The organism is Kitasatospora sp. NPDC032121 (genome assembly GCF_055580145.1).
This window is the reverse complement of record NZ_JBVILX010000002.1, coordinates 172,650-191,790: the sequence shown is the minus strand read 5'-3', so window position 1 is coordinate 191,790 and position 19,141 is coordinate 172,650. Positions and strand designations below refer to the sequence as shown.

At 69.9% G+C, this 19,141-nt stretch carries 21 protein-coding genes and 1 pseudogene; 16 read left to right on the top strand and 6 right to left on the bottom strand.

Translation table 11 applies throughout. From position 1 onward, the window contains the following. Nucleotides 1-605: 605 nt before the first annotated feature. Nucleotides 606-1,763: a LacI family DNA-binding transcriptional regulator gene (locus ACZ5OX_RS06725; protein ID WP_188296553.1), complete on the bottom strand. Its 1,158-nt coding sequence runs from the start codon at nucleotides 1,761-1,763 to the stop codon at nucleotides 606-608. A 343-nt stretch (nucleotides 1,764-2,106) separates the two neighbouring features. On the opposite strand from ACZ5OX_RS06725, the gene hisC reads away from it, so the two are divergent. The 5 genes from hisC (at nucleotide 2,107) to ACZ5OX_RS06700 (ending at nucleotide 7,604) form a co-directional block, all read left to right on the top strand. Next, nucleotides 2,107-3,186, top strand: a complete 1,080-nt coding sequence (gene hisC / locus ACZ5OX_RS06720; protein WP_465629041.1) for a histidinol-phosphate transaminase — start codon at nucleotides 2,107-2,109, stop codon at nucleotides 3,184-3,186. A gap of 296 nt (nucleotides 3,187-3,482) precedes the next feature. Then, the gene (locus ACZ5OX_RS06715; RefSeq protein ID WP_465629040.1) at nucleotides 3,483-4,877 is read left to right on the top strand and encodes an efflux RND transporter periplasmic adaptor subunit; all 1,395 of its coding nucleotides are present in this window, start codon (nucleotides 3,483-3,485) and stop codon (nucleotides 4,875-4,877) included. A 9-nt stretch (nucleotides 4,878-4,886) separates the two neighbouring features. After that, nucleotides 4,887-5,726, top strand: a complete 840-nt coding sequence (locus ACZ5OX_RS06710; protein ID WP_465629039.1) for an ABC transporter ATP-binding protein — start codon at nucleotides 4,887-4,889, stop codon at nucleotides 5,724-5,726. After that, nucleotides 5,723-6,934, top strand: a complete 1,212-nt coding sequence (locus ACZ5OX_RS06705) for an ABC transporter permease (RefSeq protein WP_465629038.1) — start codon at nucleotides 5,723-5,725, stop codon at nucleotides 6,932-6,934. The genes ACZ5OX_RS06710 and ACZ5OX_RS06705 overlap by 4 nt, the downstream gene beginning before the upstream one ends. 10 nt (nucleotides 6,935-6,944) lie before the next feature. Next, nucleotides 6,945-7,604: a DUF5666 domain-containing protein gene (locus tag ACZ5OX_RS06700; protein ID WP_465629037.1), complete on the top strand. Its 660-nt coding sequence runs from the start codon at nucleotides 6,945-6,947 to the stop codon at nucleotides 7,602-7,604. A 99-nt stretch (nucleotides 7,605-7,703) separates the two neighbouring features. Here ACZ5OX_RS06700 and ACZ5OX_RS06695 read toward each other — a convergent pair whose 3' ends face one another. Together ACZ5OX_RS06695 and ACZ5OX_RS06690 are read right to left on the bottom strand one after the other, a co-directional pair. After that, on the bottom strand, nucleotides 7,704-7,955 hold the full coding sequence (locus tag ACZ5OX_RS06695) for a hypothetical protein (RefSeq protein WP_465629036.1): 252 nt from the start codon (nucleotides 7,953-7,955) through the stop codon (nucleotides 7,704-7,706). Continuing rightward, a complete protein-coding gene (locus tag ACZ5OX_RS06690; protein ID WP_465629035.1) occupies nucleotides 7,952-8,314 on the bottom strand; it encodes an ATP-binding protein in 363 nt (120 codons plus the stop codon). The genes ACZ5OX_RS06695 and ACZ5OX_RS06690 overlap by 4 nt, the downstream gene beginning before the upstream one ends. A gap of 232 nt (nucleotides 8,315-8,546) precedes the next feature. On the opposite strand from ACZ5OX_RS06690, the gene ACZ5OX_RS06685 reads away from it, so the two are divergent. Together ACZ5OX_RS06685 and ACZ5OX_RS06680 are read left to right on the top strand one after the other, a co-directional pair. Next, nucleotides 8,547-9,413, top strand: coding sequence for a helix-turn-helix domain-containing protein (locus tag ACZ5OX_RS06685; RefSeq protein WP_465629034.1), 867 nt, complete (start codon nucleotides 8,547-8,549; stop codon nucleotides 9,411-9,413). Further along, on the top strand, nucleotides 9,406-9,609 hold the full coding sequence (locus ACZ5OX_RS06680; protein WP_465629033.1) for a DUF397 domain-containing protein: 204 nt from the start codon (nucleotides 9,406-9,408) through the stop codon (nucleotides 9,607-9,609). The genes ACZ5OX_RS06685 and ACZ5OX_RS06680 overlap by 8 nt, the downstream gene beginning before the upstream one ends. Before the next feature lie 51 nt (nucleotides 9,610-9,660). Here the strand turns inward: ACZ5OX_RS06680 and ACZ5OX_RS06675 are convergent, their stop codons facing one another. Further along, nucleotides 9,661-10,206, bottom strand: a complete 546-nt coding sequence (locus tag ACZ5OX_RS06675) for a hypothetical protein (RefSeq protein WP_465629032.1) — start codon at nucleotides 10,204-10,206, stop codon at nucleotides 9,661-9,663. A gap of 232 nt (nucleotides 10,207-10,438) precedes the next feature. On the opposite strand from ACZ5OX_RS06675, the gene ACZ5OX_RS06670 reads away from it, so the two are divergent. Continuing rightward, entirely contained in the window at nucleotides 10,439-10,948 is a 510-nt protein-coding gene (locus ACZ5OX_RS06670; protein ID WP_465629031.1) for an RICIN domain-containing protein, read from the top strand. A 62-nt stretch (nucleotides 10,949-11,010) separates the two neighbouring features. Here ACZ5OX_RS06670 and ACZ5OX_RS06665 read toward each other — a convergent pair whose 3' ends face one another. Then, nucleotides 11,011-11,649 (bottom strand): nucleotidyltransferase domain-containing protein, encoded by a 639-nt coding sequence (locus ACZ5OX_RS06665; RefSeq protein ID WP_465629030.1) that lies wholly within the window; start codon nucleotides 11,647-11,649, stop codon nucleotides 11,011-11,013. Nucleotides 11,650-11,844: 195 nt separating this feature from the next. On the opposite strand from ACZ5OX_RS06665, the pseudogene ACZ5OX_RS06660 reads away from it, so the two are divergent. The 4 genes and pseudogenes from ACZ5OX_RS06660 to ACZ5OX_RS06645 form a co-directional block, all read left to right on the top strand. After that, nucleotides 11,845-12,051 (top strand): annotated as a pseudogene (locus tag ACZ5OX_RS06660) (SAM-dependent methyltransferase); the annotation flags it as partial. A gap of 191 nt (nucleotides 12,052-12,242) precedes the next feature. Further along, on the top strand, nucleotides 12,243-12,722 hold the full coding sequence (locus tag ACZ5OX_RS06655; RefSeq protein WP_465629029.1) for a ricin-type beta-trefoil lectin domain protein: 480 nt from the start codon (nucleotides 12,243-12,245) through the stop codon (nucleotides 12,720-12,722). A 115-nt stretch (nucleotides 12,723-12,837) separates the two neighbouring features. After that, nucleotides 12,838-13,041, top strand: a complete 204-nt coding sequence (locus tag ACZ5OX_RS06650; protein ID WP_449787945.1) for an EF-hand domain-containing protein — start codon at nucleotides 12,838-12,840, stop codon at nucleotides 13,039-13,041. A 238-nt stretch (nucleotides 13,042-13,279) separates the two neighbouring features. Continuing rightward, a complete protein-coding gene (locus ACZ5OX_RS06645; RefSeq protein WP_465629028.1) occupies nucleotides 13,280-15,418 on the top strand; it encodes an alkyl/aryl-sulfatase in 2,139 nt (712 codons plus the stop codon). A 58-nt stretch (nucleotides 15,419-15,476) separates the two neighbouring features. On the opposite strand, the gene ACZ5OX_RS06640 is transcribed toward ACZ5OX_RS06645, so the two are convergent. After that, nucleotides 15,477-16,061 (bottom strand): YceI family protein, encoded by a 585-nt coding sequence (locus ACZ5OX_RS06640; RefSeq protein WP_465629027.1) that lies wholly within the window; start codon nucleotides 16,059-16,061, stop codon nucleotides 15,477-15,479. Nucleotides 16,062-16,217: 156 nt separating this feature from the next. Here ACZ5OX_RS06640 and ACZ5OX_RS06635 point away from each other — a divergent pair, with 156 nt between their 5' ends. From ACZ5OX_RS06635 to aspS, 4 genes are all read left to right on the top strand, one after another. Beyond that, nucleotides 16,218-16,571, top strand: coding sequence for a UBP-type zinc finger domain-containing protein (locus ACZ5OX_RS06635; protein ID WP_465629026.1), 354 nt, complete (start codon nucleotides 16,218-16,220; stop codon nucleotides 16,569-16,571). Nucleotides 16,572-16,707: 136 nt separating this feature from the next. Further along, nucleotides 16,708-17,277, top strand: a complete 570-nt coding sequence (locus ACZ5OX_RS06630; RefSeq protein ID WP_465629025.1) for a hypothetical protein — start codon at nucleotides 16,708-16,710, stop codon at nucleotides 17,275-17,277. Between the two features lie 56 nt (nucleotides 17,278-17,333). Further along, nucleotides 17,334-17,633: a helix-turn-helix domain-containing protein gene (locus ACZ5OX_RS06625; protein ID WP_465629024.1), complete on the top strand. Its 300-nt coding sequence runs from the start codon at nucleotides 17,334-17,336 to the stop codon at nucleotides 17,631-17,633. Between the two features lie 127 nt (nucleotides 17,634-17,760). Then, nucleotides 17,761-19,068, top strand: a complete 1,308-nt coding sequence (gene aspS, locus ACZ5OX_RS06620) for an aspartate--tRNA(Asn) ligase (protein WP_465629023.1) — start codon at nucleotides 17,761-17,763, stop codon at nucleotides 19,066-19,068. Nucleotides 19,069-19,141: the final 73 nt, after the last annotated feature.

Here is a 19,141-nt window from a genome sequence, read left to right as displayed (position 1 = left end):
ACCCGCTCTGCTCCTGGCCTTCGTAGCCGCTCTGGTCCTGGCCGTCGTACCCGCTCTGCTCCTGGCCTTCGTAGCCGCTCTGGTCCTGGCTGTCGTAGCCGCTCTGCTCCTGGCCTTCGTAGCCGCCCTGTTCCCGCCCCTCGTACCCGCTGCCCGGGTGCGAGAAGTTCGGGTTGTGGTCCATGCCGATCCCCTGGGCGTGCACGGTATGCCCCTGGCCGTCGGCGGGCCAGTGCTGCTCCAGGTAGCGGGCTCCGCCGTAGCCGCTGTAGGTCTCCCCGTCGTAGCCCTCCCCCTCGTAGGGGGCGGCCTGGTAGCCGGGGGCGGGGTCGGGTTCGTAATAGGTGCCGTACGGCAGCACGTCGAGGTCCGGCTGGTGGCGGGGGCCCGGGTGGGGGTGCTCGGGCCCGGGGAAGCGGTCCTCGGGTGTCATTCGCCCATCATAGGAAGACCACTCTCCCGGCGTCGTCACCTGGTGGGTATCCAATCCTCCGGAGCGTCAGCCGGGCGGACCCGCAGGGTCCGTTTTGTCCCGGCTCGGTACGGTCTCGTCGGCCCCGGCCGGGTACCGTGCTCCGGCGTCGGGGCTGCTGCTGCGCGGTGGTCTAAACCTCGCCCGGGGGGCGGGGCGGGCTGACGGTGGTGCGCGGACTCCGGCGCTGGGAGGACGCGCGGACGATCAGCTCGGTCGGCATCAGGGTGCCCGGCGGCGGCCCGGTGCCGGCGGTGCGGAACCGCGGTGGGAAGAGCCTGGCGATGTCGACGCCCGTCCCGGAGTCCACGCCCTCGATCGCGTCGATGAGCAGGTTGACCACGGTGGTGCCGATCTTGCGCGGCTTGAGCGAGAGCGTGGTGATCGGCGGTTCGGTGGTCGCGTAGACGTCGCTCTCGCTGCAGCAGACCAGCAGCAGGTCGTCCGGCACCCGCAGGCCGTAGCGGCGGGCGGCGGCCAGCAGGTCGGTGCCGTTGGGGTCGAACAGTCCGTAGACCGCGTCCGGTCGGTCGGGGCGGGCGAGCAGCCGGTCGGCGGCGACGGCGCCGGCGGCCGGGTCGTGCGCCGGGTAGGTCTCGTACACCGGCTCCTGCCCGACCTTGGCGCACCAGCCGAGGTAGGCCTCGGTGGACAGCCGGGTGTAGGTGTCGGTGCTGGTGCCGGTGAGCAGGCCGATCCGGCGGGCGCCGGCTTCGGAGAGGTGGTCGAGGATGCCGAGCACGGCGGCCTCGTGGTCGTTGTCGACCCAGGCGGTGACCGGGCAGTTGCCGGGTTTGCCGTCGCTGACCACCGGGACGCCGGACCGGTACAGCTCGCTCACCAGGGGGTCCTGGTCGGGCGGGTCGATCACCACGGTGCCGTCCAGGGCGATGTTGCCCCAGACGTCGTGGCGGGAGGAGGCGGGCAGCACCACCAGCGCGTAACCGCGGCCCAGGGCGGCGCTGGTGGCGGCCCTGGCCATCTCGGCGAAGTACGCGAACTCGGTGAAGGTGAACGGCTCCTCGCCGTAGGTCGTGACGGTCAGCCCGATCAGGCCGGACCGGCCGGTGCGCAGGGTGCGGGCGGCCGCGGAGGGGCGGTAGCCGAGGCGCTCGGCGACCTCGCGCACCCGGCTGCGGGTCTCGTCGGGCAGGCGGCCCTTTCCGTTCAGCGCGTCGGAGACAGTGGTGATCGACACTCCGGCGGCTGCTGCCACATCCCGGATGCCGGCCCGCTCCAGACGCCGCGAGGTGGTGGGACGCCGACCGCTCTGGTTGGCTGCTGCTGTCATGGCGGACCGATCGTATGGCTCCTGACAAGGGTCTGTGACCGGCGCATCGGGAGCCCTCGGAGATACGTTTCTCCAAGAGTGAGCCGGGGTGCGCCCCTTCGATACCCACCTGGAACCGGTCCTCTTACCTCTGACATGTGCCCAAGGAACGCGGCAGAATGGCTGATCTGCGCCTGTAACCCGACCGGGCATCTCACTCCTACGGGTGAGGGGCGATCGGTATCGTGCAAGACACCCGACCGGGGTGGTCCGCGTGCGACACGAGGTCCCGGGCACGGAGGCGAACCCGTCCGTGGCGGGCGAGCGCACCGGAGAGTTCCGCAACTGGAAACGGAGTACGACCGTGAGCAGTGGTACGTCAGCGCAGGGCCCGCGGCTGCGGCCGACCCTCGACGGCATCCCCACCTACAAGCCCGGCAAGCCGGCCGGCGCCGACGCCTACAAGCTGTCCTCGAACGAGAACCCCTACGAGCCGCTGCCCGGCGTGCTGGAGACGGCCGTCCAGGCGGCCGGTTCGTTCAACCGCTACCCCGACATGGGCGTCACCGAGCTGACCTCGGTGCTGGCCGAGCGCTTCGGCGTGCCCGCCGAGCACATCGCCACCGGCACCGGCTCGGTCGGCATCGCCCAGTCGCTGGTGCTCGTCACGGCCGGCCCGGGCGACGAGGTGGTCTTCGCCTGGCGCTCCTTCGAGGCGTACCCGATCGTCGCCACCGTCTCCGGTGCCACCCCCGTCCCGGTGCCGCTCAAGGCGAACGGCGACCACGACCTGGACGCGATGCTCGCCGCGATCACCCCGAACACCCGGCTGGTCTTCGTCTGCAACCCCAACAACCCCACCGGCAACGTGATCCACCGCGCCGAGCTGGAGACCTTCCTGGACGCCGTCCCGAGCGACGTCCTGGTCGTGGTGGACGAGGCCTACATCGAGTTCATCCGCGACCCCGAGGTGCCCAACGGCATCGACCTCTACCGGGACCGCCCGAACGTCTGCGTGCTGCGCACCTTCTCCAAGGCGTACGGCCTGGCGGGCCTGCGGGTCGGCTTCGCGATCGCGCACGAGCCGGTGGCCGCCGCGCTGCGCAAGGTCGCCACCCCGTTCGGCGTGAGCCAGCTCGCCCAGAACGCCGCCGTCGCCTCGCTGCGCGCCGAGGAGGCGCTGCTGGAGCGGGTGGAGGCGCTGGTCGCGGAGCGCACCCGGGTGGTGGCCGGGCTGCGCGCCCAGGGCTGGGAGATCCCGGACTCGCAGGCCAACTTCGTCTGGCTCTGGCTCGGTGAGCGCTCGTTCGAGTTCGCCGCCGCGTGCGCCGAGGCCGGCGTGGTCGTGCGGCCGTTCCCGGAGGGCGTGCGGGTGTCGATCGGCGAGGCCGAGGGCAACTCGATCTTCCTGTCGGTGGCGGAGGCCTTCCGCAAGTCGCTCTGACGTTTCTGACGTCCTGCTGTTGATCGCAGGGGCGCGCCGGTTCTCCGGTGCGCCCCTGCGGCGTTCCGCCCGGGTGCTCGACAGGCCCCCTCGGCCCTCGACGTCCGCCGAGTCTCCTCCCGGAAGGCTGTGGGTCGCTGGGAGCCCGCTGGGAGTTCGGCCAACGGCTGGCCAGGGAGCGGCCAAGGCGCCGACGGAGGCCGGGGCATCTGTCCGGAATGCCCGGATCCGGTCGGTCAGTCTTCTCCCAGTCGGTGCCCAGGGCAGCGCAAGAGCGCACCGGGAAGCTGTCCGGCATGAAGGTGCTCCCACGGCGGCGAGGCGCCGTCCTCGTCAACTCCGCGCTCGGCGTGGCCCTGCTGGGCGGGGCCGCCCTGGTGTACGCCACGGTCAGCGGCAGCTCAGGCCCGGCCTCCGCCAAGCCCGCGGCCCGTACCGCGACGGTGTCCAAGGGCACCGTCCTGGCCACCGTGTCCGGAACCGGCACCCTGGTCTCACCGACCGACGCCGCCCAGGACTTCACCACCGGCGGCCGGCTCACCGCGCTGAAGGTGGCGGTGGGGGACGCCGTGAAGAAGGGGCAGGTGCTCGCCACCGTCGACACCACGGCGGCCCAGCAGCAGGTGGACGCCGCCCAGGCGTCCCTCACCACGGCCCAGGCCAACCTCGCCAAGGCTCAGGCGGGTGTCACCACCACGACCACCGAGCCGCTGCCGGGTGCCACCTCCGACGCCTCTCCCGGCGCCGGTGCCGGCGGCGGTGGTGGCGGCCGCGGGGCGGGCGGGAGCAGTACGCCCGCCCCGCAGACCACCACCATCACCACCACCAAGGTCGACGACGCGGCCGTGGCCCAGGCCCAGCAGCAGGTCACCACCGCCCAGACCAACCTCGCCAACGCCCGGGCGGCGCTGGCCGGGACCACCCTGACCGCCTCGGTGGACGGCACCGTCGCCTCGATCTCCGGCAAGGTCGGCGACACCGTCGGGGCCACCGGCTCCGGCTCCGGGACCTCCTCCTCCGGCAAGTCCACGGGGACGGGCGCGAGTTCGACGGCCGCCCCGAGCGGCTTCATCGTGCTCACCAACCCGACCGGGATGCAGGTCACCGCCAACTTCTCCGAGCTGGACTCGCTCAAGCTGAAGAAGGGCGAGGCGGCCACCGTCACTCTGAACGCCCAGTCCGACACCAAGCTCAACGCGACCGTCCTGTCGGTCAGTTCGCTGCCCAGCAGCAGCGGCTCCGGCGGTGCGGCGGGCTCCGCCGCCGTCCAGTACGCGGCCACGCTCCAGCTCTCCGGCGACACCAGCACGCTGCGCACCGGCCTCAGCGCCACCGTCCAGGTGATCACCGGCGAGGCCGACAACGCGCTCTCGCTGCCCACCTCCGCGCTCTCGGGCACCGGCGCGTCGCGCACCGCGACCCTGGTGCGGCCGGACGGTGCCTCCGAGCGGATCACCGTCACCGTCGGGGTCGAGGGCGACAGCACGGTGCAGGTGGTCTCCGGGCTGAAGGAGGGCGACAAGGTCGAACTCCCCACCACCAGCGGCGGGAACGGCTTCCCGAACGCCTCCTTCCCGGGGATCGGCGGCAACCGCGGCGGCAGCGGCGGCCAGGTCTTCCCGGGCGGCAGCGGCGGGGCGAGCGGGGCCGGTGGGGCCGGTGGCGGCACCGGCCGCGGCGGCAGGGGCTGAGACCAGGTCATGCGTCACGTCATCGACAAGCGCGTCCCGGCGCACCCCGTCCCGGTGATCCGGCTCCGCCGACTCGCCAAGGCGTACGGGCACGGCGACGCCACCGTGCACGCGCTGCGCGGCCCGTCCGACCCGCGGAGCGGCGAACCGCAGGGCGTCAGCCTGGACATCGAGCAGGGCGACTACGTCGCCGTGATGGGCAGCTCCGGCTCCGGCAAGTCCACCCTGATGAACATCCTCGGCTGCCTGGACGTCCCGACCTCCGGCCAGTACCTGCTGGACGGCACCGACGTCGGCCACCTGGACGAACACCAGCTCGCGCTGGTGCGCAACCGCAAGATCGGCTTCGTCTTCCAGTCCTTCAACCTGGTGCCCCGCACCACCGCCCTCGCCCAGGTCGAGCTGCCGCTCGCCTACGCGGGCGTCCGCACCGCCGAACGGCGCCGCCGGGCGATGGCCGCGCTCTCCCTGGTCGGGCTCGCCGAGCGGGCCGGCCACAAGCCCAACGAGCTGTCCGGCGGCCAGCAGCAGCGCGTCGCGGTGGCGCGGGCGCTGGTGACGGCGCCCGCGATGCTGCTCGCCGACGAGCCGACCGGCAACCTCGACAGCCGTTCGACGGAGGAGGTGCTGGCCCTGATCGACGGGCTCAACGCCACCGGCCGCACGGTCGTGCTGATCACCCACGAGGACGAGGTCGCGCGGCACGCCAAGCGGGTGCTGCGGCTGGTGGACGGGCAGATCGTGAGCGACCTCCGGCAGGCGCCCGTGGAGGGCCCGCCGCCCTTCCTCGACGAGGCGGGGATGTCGTACGAGGCAGGGGCGTCGTACGGGGCGGGGGTGTCGGCGTGATCCTCTGGCAGACGCTCCGCTTCGCGGTCGGCGGCCTGGCGGCCAACAAGGTGCGCTCGGCGCTCACCATGCTCGGGGTGCTGATCGGCGTGGCCTCGGTGATCCTGCTGCTGGCCGTCGGCAACGGCTCGTCGGTGGCGGTGAAGGAGTCGATCACCTCGCTCGGCACCAACGCGCTGACGGTCAGCTCCGGTTCGGCGAACGGCGGCTCCCGGGCCACCTCCTCGGTCAAGAAGCTCACGGTCGCCGACGCCAAGGCGCTGGCGAGCGACTCCTCCAGCGGGGCGATCAGGTCCGTCGCCCCGGTGGTCATCACCAGCGCGACGGCGCTCTACGGGAACATCTCGTACAACCCGGGCTCGGTCGTCGGCACCTACCCGTCGTACTTCGAGACCGCCAACCAGAAGGTCGCGCACGGCGAGTACTTCACCGACGACGACGTCCTCGCCTCGCGCAAGGTCGCGGTGCTCGGCGCGACGACGGCCAAGCAGCTGTTCGACACCGAGGACCCGGTCGGCAAGTCGGTGGTCCTGGGCGGCACCCCGTTCACCGTGGTCGGCGTGCTCCAGGCCAAGGGCGGCAGCGGCTTCACCGACCCGGACGACGTGGTGATCGCCCCGCTTCCGACGGTGCAGAACGCCTTCACCGGCTTCGGCTCCGTCAACCAGATCCTGGTCCAGGCCTCGTCCGCGGACAGCACCACGGCGGCCCAGTCGGAGATCACCCGGGTCCTGCTCGGGACGCACGCGATCGCCGACCCGGCCAAGGCGGACTTCCGGATCACCAGCCAGGCCTCGCTGCTCACGGCGAGGGAGAGCACGACGAAGACCTTCACCGTGCTGCTCGGCGCGGTGGCGGCGATCTCGCTGCTGGTCGGCGGGATCGGGATCACCAACATCATGCTGGTGACGGTCACCGAGCGGACGCGCGAGATCGGCATCCGCAAGGCGCTCGGCGCGCCGCGCGCGGTGATCCTCGGGCAGTTCCTCACCGAGTCGACCCTGCTGTCGGTGATCGGCGCGGGGCTGGGGGTGGCGGCCGGGATCGCCGGCTCGCACTTCAGCATCGTCGGCATCAAGCCGGTGGTGATCCCCGAGTCGGTGCTGGGCGCCTTCGCCATCGCCGTCGCCATCGGGCTGTTCTTCGGCAGCTACCCCGCCAACCGGGCCGCCTCGCTGCGGCCGATCGACGCCCTCCGGCACGAGTAGGAATCCATCCATGAGCAGCAAAGAGATCGCCACGGTCGCCACGACCGAGGCCGGTACGCCGGCCGAGCAGGTCGCCCTGCTGGCCACCCCGCCGGACGCGCGGGACGTGAGCGCCGAACTGGCCGCGCCGCCGAGGAGGAAGCTGCCCTGGCTCAGCCTGGTGCTGGCGGGTGGCGTGATCGCCACCGGCGCGTTCGCGGGCGGGGTCTGGTTCCAGCAGAACCAGGGGTCCTCCTCGGGGGGTGGGAAGTCCTCCGCCTCCCGGCCGGCTGCGGCTCAGGCTGCTGCCGGCGGTTACGGGCAGAGCGGCTCCGGCCGTAGGGGCCAGGGGCAGGGCGGACAGGGCCAGGGTCAGGGCGGTTTCGCCCGGGGCACGGTCAAGGCGGTGGACGGCAACACCGTCTACCTGACGGACACCAACGGCAACACCATCAAGGTCACCACCGGCGACGCGACGAAGGTCCAGCTCAACAAGGAGGGCAAGGTCGCCGACCTCCAGCCCGGCCAGAGCGTGACCGTCGTCGGCACCCCCGACGCCAACGGTGGCTACACCGCCAGCCAGCTCGTCGAAGGGTCTGCCGGCGCGGGCGGCTTCGGCGGTGGCGGCTTCGGTGGCGGTGGCTTCGGTGGCGGTGGCGGTGGCGCGCCCAGGAACCCGTCCGGCGGCTGACCCGGAGCCGACGGACGACCGCGAGGCCCTCGCCCCTTCCCCGGGCGAGGGCCTCCGCATGTGCCCAGCGCGGTCGACGTCAGCGCGGTCGGAGGAAGGTCACCGCTCCCACGCCGCCTCCCGGTCCAGGTCCCGGAGCAGGTGGAGGAGGTTGAGGAGGGTGGAGACGGGCGCGTTGCCGAAATCGACGAGGAGGCGGCCGTCGAGGATGGTCTCGCCGGCCGAGGCGGAGCCCCAGAGGAGCCCGTACGGGAGACCGCGCCGGTGGAGTTCGCCGAGGAGGGCGGTGATGTGGGAGGGGGTGAAGTCCCGCATCCGGGGGTCGTCCGGCGCGATCGGCTCGCGGGTCACGCGGCCGAGTCCAGCTCGTACCAGACCGATTTGCCGCGCTTCTGGGGGTCGACGCCCCAGCGGTGGGTGAGCCCGGCGACGAGCTGGAGGCCCCGGCCGGACTCGGCGAGGAGGTTGCGGGACTGCTCGTCGGGGAGCATGGAGCTCTCGTCCGCGACGCAGACCCGGAGGGTGTGGCCGAGGAGGGAGAAGTAGACGACGGGCGAGGCGGTGTCGGCGTGCCGCCAGGCGTTGACGATCAGCTCGTCGAGGGCCAACTCGGCGGCGATGATGGTCTCGGAGTCCCAGGCGGCGCGGGTCAGGACGTCCCGCAGGGCCTGCCGGGTGAGGGTGATCGAGGGGGTGTTACGGGTGCACACGGGAACCTCCGCGAGGCTGTGGTGTGGGGAGGAGAGGGGAGCCGTGAGCCAGGCCGGGATGCGGTTGCTCTTCGGCGGGAGGGCGGCAGGCGCCTACTGCCCGGAAACCATGGGATGCTGACGATCCGTCGGATCGATCTGGGAATGACGATAGCGCGGATCGCCACAAACTTGTGGCGATCCGCAAGAAGTTCACCCGGACGTGGCTACCGCTCTGAGGCAGACTGATCCCATGGCCCTACGATCGAACCCGACCCTCCGTCAGCTGCGGTTGGGCGCCGAGCTGCGCAGGATGCGGGAGCAGGCCGGTCTCGGCGGCAGCCAACTCGCTCGCGCTCTTGGTATCAACCCCGCCCACGTGACCCAGATGGAGAGCGGGAAGACCGGCATCAGCGTCGAACGCCTGCGGACGATCGCCGCGTTGTGCATGTGCGTGAACGAGCCCTTGATCGATGCGCTGGCGGACATCATCACGGACCGTGACAAGGGCGGTTGGTGGGAGGAGTACCGCGGGCGCCTCTCGCAGGACTTCCTTGAGATCGCCGAGATCGAAGGTCACGCACGACGGCTCTCGGCCTACACGATGGCCTTCATCCATGGGTTGCTTCAGACAAACGACTACGCCTCTGCCATCTTTGCTCGCTCCTATCCGCATCTTCCGGGTCACGAGGTCGACTTGAGGACGGCCTTTCGCTTGCGGCGTCAGCACATCGTCCAAGTCGAATCGACCCCGTTCACCGCATACATCCATGAGGCAGCGTTGCGCATGCAGTTCAGCGGGGCCAGGGCCCAAGCGGAGCAGCTCGGCGCCCTTGTCGAAGCCTCCGAACGGCCCAACATCTCGATTCGAGTCGTACTGTTCGACGCCGATACGCTCCCGCTTCCCAACGAGAACTTCACGTATGCCGAAGGACCAGTTCGGGAGCTCGATGCAGTCCAGGCGGACTCGGGTGTAGGCAACCTGCTCTTCGACGCACCAGCCCACACGGCCAGATTTCGGTCACTGCTCGCCCAGATCGGTTCGGCTGCTCTCTCGGAGGAGGAATCCCGAGAGTTCATTCGATCCATCAAGAAAGACATGGAAAGTAAATATGCCTAACTCTACCTGGCAGAAGTCAAGTTACTCCGGTTCGAACGCCGACTGCGTTGAGGTCCGTGCGCTTGACGCCGCGATCGAACTCCGCGAGTCCGACGAGGGCGACGTCATCGTCCGCACGACTGCCCCCACGTTCGCCGCCTTCCTCCAGGGCGCGAAGGCCGGCGACTTCGACCATCTGACCACCGCCGCCGCCTAGCAGCCCGTGCTTTGGCCTGTCGCTCCTGCGCGACAGGCCAAAGCGTGAGGCTCACTGTCCCACGTAGCTGAAGATCCACAGCTGAGTGCTGGTGGGCGGGCCGACGGTCGAGACGAGCGTGACATCGTTGCCGGTCCCATTCGATCGCAGTGCGGTGTTCTTGAACTTCATGTTCACGATCGCGGTGTGCTCCTGGGCCGTTGTCACCGCCCATTGCTGAGCTAGGTCGGCCTTGTCGCAAGGTGCCAGGATGGCGCGGCTGCCGAGACCGTTGTTCGTGATGCACGACATGGTTCCACGTGACCTGATTTCATAGATCCCGGTCCCTCCATCCGTTTCTCCGACGTATTGGAAGTCCCAGGTCACATCCAACGGGTGGGCGGTCGAAATCGAGTCCAAGGTTTGGACGTAGTTGCCAATGGGGTGGTAGAGATATGTCCCGTCCCCCTCGTTCCGGACGTTGGCGAAGAATCTCGCCCGGGCGGCAGTCGGCGGATCCTCGCAGTCGGCTGCGGCCGGTACCGCAGTGGCGGCCATGACGGCCGAAATCAGGGCCGCTCCTGCGGCTGCGACGGAAACTCTCCTGGTCATGGCCACTGCTTTCTCCCTGGGTGTTCAGTTGTGCGACCTCATGCCATCGAATGGTTCCCGTGGTGGGCTGCGATCGCATGTTCTCGCCCGGTAATGACCCGATTGAATCAACCGGCTAGGTCATCCGAGTTGTTCGTCGACGATCTCATGTCCGGAAAGACTCTGTACGAACCTTGTGCTGCTACGTTCCCGTCGGCGCCCATGGCCGTGGGTGCGGGAAATGTCAAGGAGAGAACGAGTGAGCATCACCAGGAAGATCGCCGTAGCCGCGATGGGGGCAGTAATGCTCTCGGGTGCCGTGGTCGGCACCTCGTCCGTGGCGGCCGCCGCAGACACGGTGGGCTTCTGGGCGCGATCCCAGAACGAGGCGGACGACACCAACCTCGCCTACACCAGTACCTGGGCAGTCGTGACTCAGAAGCCGGGGGCCAACTCCATGGACGGCTGGTACTTCACGAAGGTCGATGAAACCGCCGAAGGGACTGGGATCTACACGATCGAGGGAGACAACAGCAAGAACTGCATCACGGACAAGGGGACCGAGCAGGACGTCCGGCTGGAAGCCTGCGAGCCGGGGAAGCTGTCGCAGCAGTGGGTCGTGGACACCGGCCAGGAACACACCACGATCGCGAGCAGGAAGAACCTGAACGAGGTCCTGACGGCGGAAGGTGTCGGCAAGAACGTCAAGCTCGTCCAGACGTACGGCAAACCCTCACTCAACCAGCTCTGGACCCTCATCTACTTCTAGGCCCGCAGCACTTCGCCCCGTCGAGCAACCGCTCGACGGGGCGAAGTCGTTCGAGGTGTCCGCTACCCCGCCAGCTCCACCAGCCACGGATGCCCGGGGTGGATCTGCTCCAGCCACCCTCCGAGGGCTTCCCGCCTCGCCCGGCTCAGCAGCGGCAGCACGGTGTCGAAGTCCGCCCGGTCCTTGGGCCGTGTCGCCTTCGCCTTGAACAGCAGCACCAACTCCGGTGCCAGGTAAGGAATCCCGTCGGGCGTCCGCTCGATGATGTCCTCGTACGGCAGCCGCAACCGTTCGTCCCGTCGGCAGACCCAGGTCCCGCCGTCGTGCGGCTCGCGGAAGACGTCGAGCAGGAACCGGCCGCTGTCCGGGTCCCGCAGCCAGGTCTGGTGGGTGGCCGCCAGGGCCTCCGCACCGGCCGCCGGCCAGACCCGTCCCGAGCCGGCCGCGTCGAACACGTACTCCGGGAAGCGGCTCCGGACCTCCGGGAATCCCGCCGTGGGCACCGCGATCTCCAGGTCGCCGTGTGACCGCGACTGTCGCCCGAGGAACAGGTCGAGCGCCCACCCCGCCGCGACGCACCAGGTGGTGCTCACGCCGGCCAACCGCTCCGCGACCTGTTCCGGCCGCCACGGGCTCGCCCACAGGGCTGCCAGTTCGTTCGCATCGAGTACGACGCCGCCGGGCGGCAATGAGTCGGTCACCATGCCAACCTACGTGCCGCACCAGCCGAAGCGCGCCGGCCCGGCTGCCACGGCTCGGGGCCGCTCCGAAGGCTCCCCGCGCGGGAGGTCGGCCGGGCCGACTTCCCGCGCCGCCATGCGTGGACGCCGGCGTGGTGCGTTCCGGCGGCCCCTTGCTCTCCGCAAGGGGCCGCCGAAAGATCGGACGATGCCTTGTCCATTCCCGGTGCCTACGGGCCACAGGGCATGTACAAGGGTGGTTTCGCCGGGAGGGCGCTCTATACGTACCGCTACTCCTCCACACCTCGTAGGTGGGTCAGCCTGCTCCTGCGAAGTGGATTCGAGTCGGCGGAAGCTGCGGTTCTCGACGCCCCGGCCGAGGGGCACATCGGCACTCTGATCGTCACCGTCAAGGCCGTGTAGGTCAGCCGCAGCCGATCGTCCCGTCAGCGCCGGCGCGCCGGGTTACTCGTTCGGATGAACACGGTGCACGTCAGCAGTGGTTCGTCCTCGATCGCTGCTATCACTTTCCTTGCGCTCGGGCCCGAGCAGGGAAAGAACCCACATGGCCGTGCGCGAACCGCATGGCCGCCAGCGAGAACGGAATCTGCCTCATGGTTATCGCGCTCCGCAAGACGCTCGCCGTCGCCACGCTGGCCCTGACGGCCTCCTTCCTGCCGGCCGGCGGGGCCGGGGCCGCCGACACCACCCACCGCGCCCCGCGCACCCCCGGGCACTACTGCCTCGCCAACGCCTGGGGCACCCCGAACGTCTCCACGAAGCCGTGCGACGCCAACGACAACGGCCAGCACTGGAAGCTCTCGGGCGAGCAGATCTCCCTCGCCAAGGCGCCGGCCTACTGTTTCGCCAACACCTGGAACGCCCCGGACGTCTCCACGAAGGCCTGCAACCCCAACGACCAGGGGCAGTACTGGACGGTCAACGGCCAGCAGATCTCGCTGACCTTCGCCCCGGCCTACTGCCTGGCCAACGCCTGGGGCACCCCGAACATCTCCACCAAGCCGTGCGACGCCAAGGACCCGGGCCAGCACTGGGTGGTCTTCAACGAGCAGATCAGCCTGGCGCTCGCCTGATACCCGCCGACCCTCCCGACCCTCCCGACCCGCCGCTCCCGAGCGTCACCCCGTAGCAGTGGACGCCGTTACGGGGTGGTCCGGGCGCGAAACCACCTCCCCTGAAAGGAAGATCATGACCAGCGAAGCCGAGAAGAAGGCCGCATTCGACCAGATCGACACCGACGGCGACGGATTCATCAGCGCCGCCGAGCTCAAGGCCCACGTCCAGCAGGACCCCAAGGTGAGCGACGCCAACGCCGAGGCGATCTTCAAGTGGGCGGACGACAACAGCGACGGCCAGATCAGCTTCAAGGAATACGCCGAGTTCGTCAGGTAATCAGACTTGTCGGCCGGTCGCCTCGCTCCGTGGGAAGTCGACCGGCCCGACTTCTCGCGCATTTCGGCGGCCCCCTGCTCTCCGCAAGGGGCCGCCGGTGCGTGGATGGGGTACCGGAATTCGGCCGCGCCAGTCCGATTATTGGCTCGATCGGGCCCCTTGTGAGTGACGGCGCGTGTGCATGGCGTCATCACCCTCGTGGCACCACTCCCTCACCGAGACGTGGAGGCGATCAGCCGTGTCCGTCCAGACCGAGCCCACCGAACCGATCGAGCCCACCCCCGCCGTCGCCGAGGCCAACCGGAAGGCCGCCGAGGCGGCCGGGGCCGCCGACGATCAGCACGGCCGGGACTTCGCCGACGCCGGCAGGTCCCTCATCGCCCCGCCGGACGTCCCGGTCATCGTGTCCCGCAAGGACCCGGAGAAGGTGGTCTGGGACTTCACCGCGTACGCCTTCCTCGACCCGGAGCTGCGCTCCGAGATGCCGACGGTCAACGGCAGTCTGCACCGGCAGGGCGAACTGACCGCCTTCGCCGGGCTGTTCCAGGTCACCAGCTGTCCCGAGTACCGGATCTACCAGGTGCGCGGCTACGACCTGTCCAACATGACGATCATCGAGAACGGCGAGGGCCTGATCGTCATCGACCCGCTGGCCTGCTACGAGACCGCGCAGGCCGCGCTCCAGCTGTTCCGGGACAAGACCGAGCTCACCAAGGAGCAGCGGCCCGTCAAGGGCGTCCTCTACACCCACTGCCACGTCGACCACTTCGGCGGCTCCCGCGGCCTGTTCGCCGAGCAGGGCGACCCGCTGGAGCCGGGGGTCCCCGTCGTCGCGCCGGAAGGTTTCCTCGAACACGCCGTCAGCGAGAACATCTACGCGGGCCCGGCGATGGCCCGGCGCGCCCAGTACATGTACGCGGCCCAGCTGGACAAGAGCCCCTCGGGCCAGGTCGGTGCGGGCCTCGGCCTGACGATCTCCACCGGCGAGGTGACCCTCGTCCCCCCGACCGTCTACATCGGCGGGCCGGAGCACCAGCCGGTGCCGAAGGCGAACTGGCAGAGCTCGTACGTCATCCCCTGGCGGCCGGGGCTGTACGAGTTCAAGCTGGCCGGCGTCCAGATGCTGTTCCAGCTCACCCCGGGCACCGAGGCCCCCGCGGAGATGAACATCTACCTCCCCGCCGCCCGGACCCTGTGCATCGCCGAGAACGCCACCCACACCATGCACAACATCCTCAGCCTGCGCGGCGCGCAGGTGCGGGACGCGCACGCCTGGTCGAAGTACCTCACCGAGGCGATCCAGACCTTCGGCAAGGACACCGACGTCCTGTTCGCCTCGCACCACTGGCCGATGTGGAGCGAGGAGGACGAGAAGACCGGTCAGCCGACCAACCTGCGCATCCTCGAATTCCTCAACAAGCAGCGCGACATGTACGGCTACCTCAACGACCAGACGTTGCGTCTCATCAACGCCGGCCAGACCGGGATCGAGATCGCCGAGGAGCTGAAGACGCTCCCGCCGGGCCTGGGGGACCACTGGTACAACCGGGGCTACTACGGCTCGGTGAGTCACAACCTCAAGGCGGTCTACCAGCGGTACATGGGCTGGTACGACGGCAACCCCGCCCACCTGTGGCAGCTGCCGCCGGTCCAGGCGGGCGCGGACTACGTGGCGGCGATGGGCGGCGCGGAGGCGGTGGTGGCCAAGGCGTCCGAGGCGTACGGCAAGGACACCCCGGAGGGCTTCCGCTGGGCGGCCGAGCTCCTGAACCACGTGGTCTTCGGCGCGGCGGCGGAGGACAGCGGGATCTCCGCCGAGGCGCTCCGGCAGGCCAAGGAACTCCAGGCCAGGGTGCTCACCCAGCTCGGCTACGGCGCCGAGAACGGCACCTGGCGCAACGCCTACCTGGTCGGCGCCCAGGAGGTGGTCAACGGCCCGCAGCCGCTGATCGTCAGCCAGTCCTCGGCGGACCTCATCCGCAGCACCACCCTGGAGCAGTACTTCTCCGCCCTCGCCCGCAGCGTGGACGGGCCGACGGCCGCCGAGCAGTACCGCGTGCCGATCACGCTCGACTGGGTCTTCACCGACGAGACCGGCGTCGAGACCGGGGTCAGGTGCACCACGACGCTCCGCAACGGCGTGCTGGTGTTCGTCGACGGCGGCGACCGGCTCGTCGACGTGCCGGACGCCGTCATCAGGCTGACCCGCGAGAGCCTCAACGAGCTGGCCGAGCGCCCCGGGTTCAAGCACAACTTCGACCAGGCGGTCGCGGACAAGGTGATCCTGCTGGAGGGCGACCACGCCCAGGAGGCGGCGGACCGGGTCTTCGGCACGCTGACCCTCCCCGACCCGCAGTTCCCGATCGTCACCCCGTAGCGGCCCGCACCCGCCGGCGGCTCCCCGCTCCCCCGGGGAGCCGCCGGCCGGGGCCCGTTCAGACGGCTCGGCCGGCGACGTCGGAGGCGGACTCCAGGACCGCCTCGACGTCGACCTCGACGTCGACCATGTCGCCGACCACCACACCGCCCCGGTCCACCACGTCGTTCCAACTCACGCCGAAGTCCTGCCGGTTGACCCGGGTGGTCGCGGTGAAGCCGGCGCGCCGCCGCGGGCCCAGGTCGCGCCCGTCCTCCCACCACGGGGTGTCCCACTGCCCGAGGTACGTCACGTCGAAGGTGACCGGGCGGGTCACACCGCGGATGGTGAGCTCCCCCGTGACCTCGAAGCAGCTCGCGCTCACCTGGTGGACCTTCGACCCGACGAACGTCCAGGTCGGGTGGTGCTCGACGTCGAAGAAGTCGGCGCTGCGCAGGTGCGCGTCCCGCTCGGGCGCGCCCGTGTACACCTGGGTCGCGTCGATGGTCGCCTCGACCCGGGCCTTCTCCGGGGCGTCCGGATCGACCTCCAGGAAGCCCTGCACGTTCTTCAGCTGGCCACGCACGTAGGTGACCATCATGTGCCGGGCGCGGAACTCCGCGCCGGTGTGGCTGGGCTCGAAGAACCATTTCGTGGTGGCCATGGCGACTCCGTGAGGTGGTGCCGGTCGGTGCCGGCTGCCGGTGATGCCGGTGGTGCCCCGAGCCCCCTCAGCCAGCGTAGGACCACGCCGGACTGGCAGCACCACCACGGCGGGGCCACGCTGGTGGGGACGGACCGCCCAGCCGAGGAGGCAGGCATGACCGGCGACCCGATCCCCGGAATCGACCCCACCGCGGTGCCCAGCGGTGACGGCTGCGCGGAGTGCCTGGCCGGCGGCGGCTGGTGGTTCCACCTGCGCCGCTGTGCGGCCTGCGGCCACATCGGCTGCTGCGACTCCTCCCCCGCCCAGCACGCGACCAAGCACGCCCGCCAGGCCGGCCACCCCTTCCTGGTCAGCTTCGAACCCGGCGAGGACTGGTTCTGGAACCTCGACACCGGCGCCTACTACGAAGGCCCGTCCCTGGCACCCCCGACCGCCCACCCCACCAGCCAACCCGCCCCGGGCCCCGCCGGCAAGGTCCCCGCCGACTGGCAGTCCCAGCTCCACTGACGCCCCGTGTCCGCGTTCGGAAGGCACCCGCGGTGCTCTCGATTTCACTGAGAAGGAAATGGGACTCGAGGGCACGTGCCATCCGTTTTCGCGAGCGCCTTTTCAGGGGTGCTACTCCTCTGTGTGATGGTGCAGGATGAGCGAGAACCAAGCGACCAAGAAGAGCGGCCTGTCAGGGAAGATAGGATGGCTGGCCGGAATCGTGGCGGCGATCGCGGCGGCCCTGACCCTCTATTTCACGCTGTGGCCGAAACCGCCTTCGATCGGTGAATGGACGTCAAAAGCTACAAGTGTGTGCAACGTGGACGCCAGAGACGTCAACAAGGACCTGAGAAGTACGCAGGAAGTGATCGCAGTGGTGGCTCAGGACGCCCAAACGGGGTTGGTCCCGCAGGGCGATTTCAACAACCTCGTAGACGCGGTCAACTCTCTTGCGGGGGACCAGCAGAAGCTCGTGGGCGACCTCCAGGCGATACCTCGCCCGGGAAGTGACAAGTCGAATGTGGATGCGGTCATCAATGAGCAGGCGGCTGGCTCGCAGAGCGTTTACAAGGCCTCTGCGGACCTCGGCTCCGCCAATGTGGCCGATCTGGACAGCGTGATTCTGGCGGTTGCGGCAGCGAATTCCGACCTCGGCGGCGCCGTTTCACACTGGCAGAACGCCCAGCAGGCCGCCGACCGGCTCGGCGTCAGCTGTTCCGTTTGACCCGGCCGAGGGCGGGGCTCTCGTCTTCCATCGGCCCTCAGGGAGCGGCCCGATTTGTGGACCGCCTTCGTTCCGGCGGCCCCTTGCGCCTCGCAAGGGGCCGCCGGCGAGTGAACAGAACCCAGCTCGGGGCGGCGCTGCGGGAACTTCGGCAGGCTTCCGGTAAGGAAGCGAAGGCCGTAGCCCGCAGGGCCGTCATGTCTCCCGGCAAGCTGAGCGAGATCGAGAGCAGCAAGGTGTCGCCCACTGTCGGGAACCGGCCCCGCCGGGAGTGGTTCACCGTGGAGGCCGGGCCGGAGGGCCAGTTCGTCGGCTGCACGGCGCCGGACGGCACGCGGAGCAGGTGGGGTCTCTGACACACGGGGGAAAACGGGGCGACTCGTACGGGCTTGATCCCCTACGGTGATCTCGCCCAGGGCGGCCGTTTACCGCCCGTCGACGTGGCGCGACCAACGCGCCCGCAAACCCAGGGAGTTCCCTGTCATGACGCGCACCCTTGTCGCCGAGCTGCCCGAGCACCTCGAGGAGACGGTCACCGTCTACGGGTGGGTCAACACGCTCCGGCTCCAGCGGCGCATCCAGTTCGTGCTGGTCCGGGACCACACCGGGCTCGTGCAGGTCACCCACCTCCGTGGTGGGGAGGGCGACGCCGTCGAGGCGGCCTTCGAGGGCGTGACGGTCGAGTCCGCCGTGAAGATCACCGGGAAGGTGGTCGCCAACCCGCAGGTGAAGCTGGGCGGGCTGGAGATCGTTCCGTCCCGGGTGGAGATCGTCTCGCCGGCCGAGCCGAAGCTGCCGATCGACGAGAAGACCGGCATCGACCAGCGCCTGGACTGGCGGTTCCTCGACATCCGGCGCCCCTCCCAGCACCTGGTCTTCGACGTCCAGACCACCGTCGAGCGCGCGATGCGCGAGGTGGCGGGCGAGGAGGGGTTCACCGAGCTGCACACGCCGAAGCTGATGGGGACGGCCTCCGAGTCGGGCGCCGAGGTGTTCGAGGTGGGCTACTTCGGCCGGACCGCCTACCTGGCCCAGTCCCCGCAGTTCTACAAGCAGATGGCCATCGCGGGCGGCATCGACAAGGTCTTCGAGATCGGGCCGGTGTTCCGCGCCGAGCCGTCGTTCACCTCGCGGCACGCCACCGAGTTCACCGGGGTCGACGCCGAGATCGCCTGGATCGACGGGGTCGAGGACGTGATGGCCTTCGAGGAGCGGATGCTGCACCGCGTCCTCGCCGCCGTGGCCGAGCGGCACGGCTCGGCGATCGCCGAGCATTTCGGCACCCCGGTGACGGTTCCCGAACTGCCGTTCCCCCGGATCACGATGGCCGACGCGCTGGCCCGGCTCCGCGCCACCGGCTGGGACCCGGAGGGCGTCAAGGACGACCTCGACCCCGACGGCGAGCGCAGGCTGTGCGCCCTGATCGCCGAGGAGACCGGGCACGAGTTCGTCTTCGTCACCCGCTTCCCGGCCGCCGTGCGGCCGTTCTACCACCTGCGGCCGGAGGACGACCCGACCGTCACGGAGTCCTTCGACCTGCTGTGGAAGGGCGTGGAGATCACCACCGGCGCCCAGCGCGAGCACCGGTACGACCGCCTCGTCGCCCAGGCCGGGGAGAAGGGCATGGACACCGCGCCGCTCTCCGGGTACCTCGACTGCTTCCGCTACGGCACTCCGCCGCACGGCGGTTTCGGGCTCGGACTCGGCCGGCTGCTGATGCTCGCCCTCGGCCTGCCGTCGATCCGCGAGGCGACTTTCCTCTTCCGGGGCCCGCACCGCCTCGAACCGTAGGAGGAACGGACGGCCGGGAAGACGGAAAGGGCCGCGTGCGAGGAGATCGGATCCTCGGACGCGGCCCTTTTCC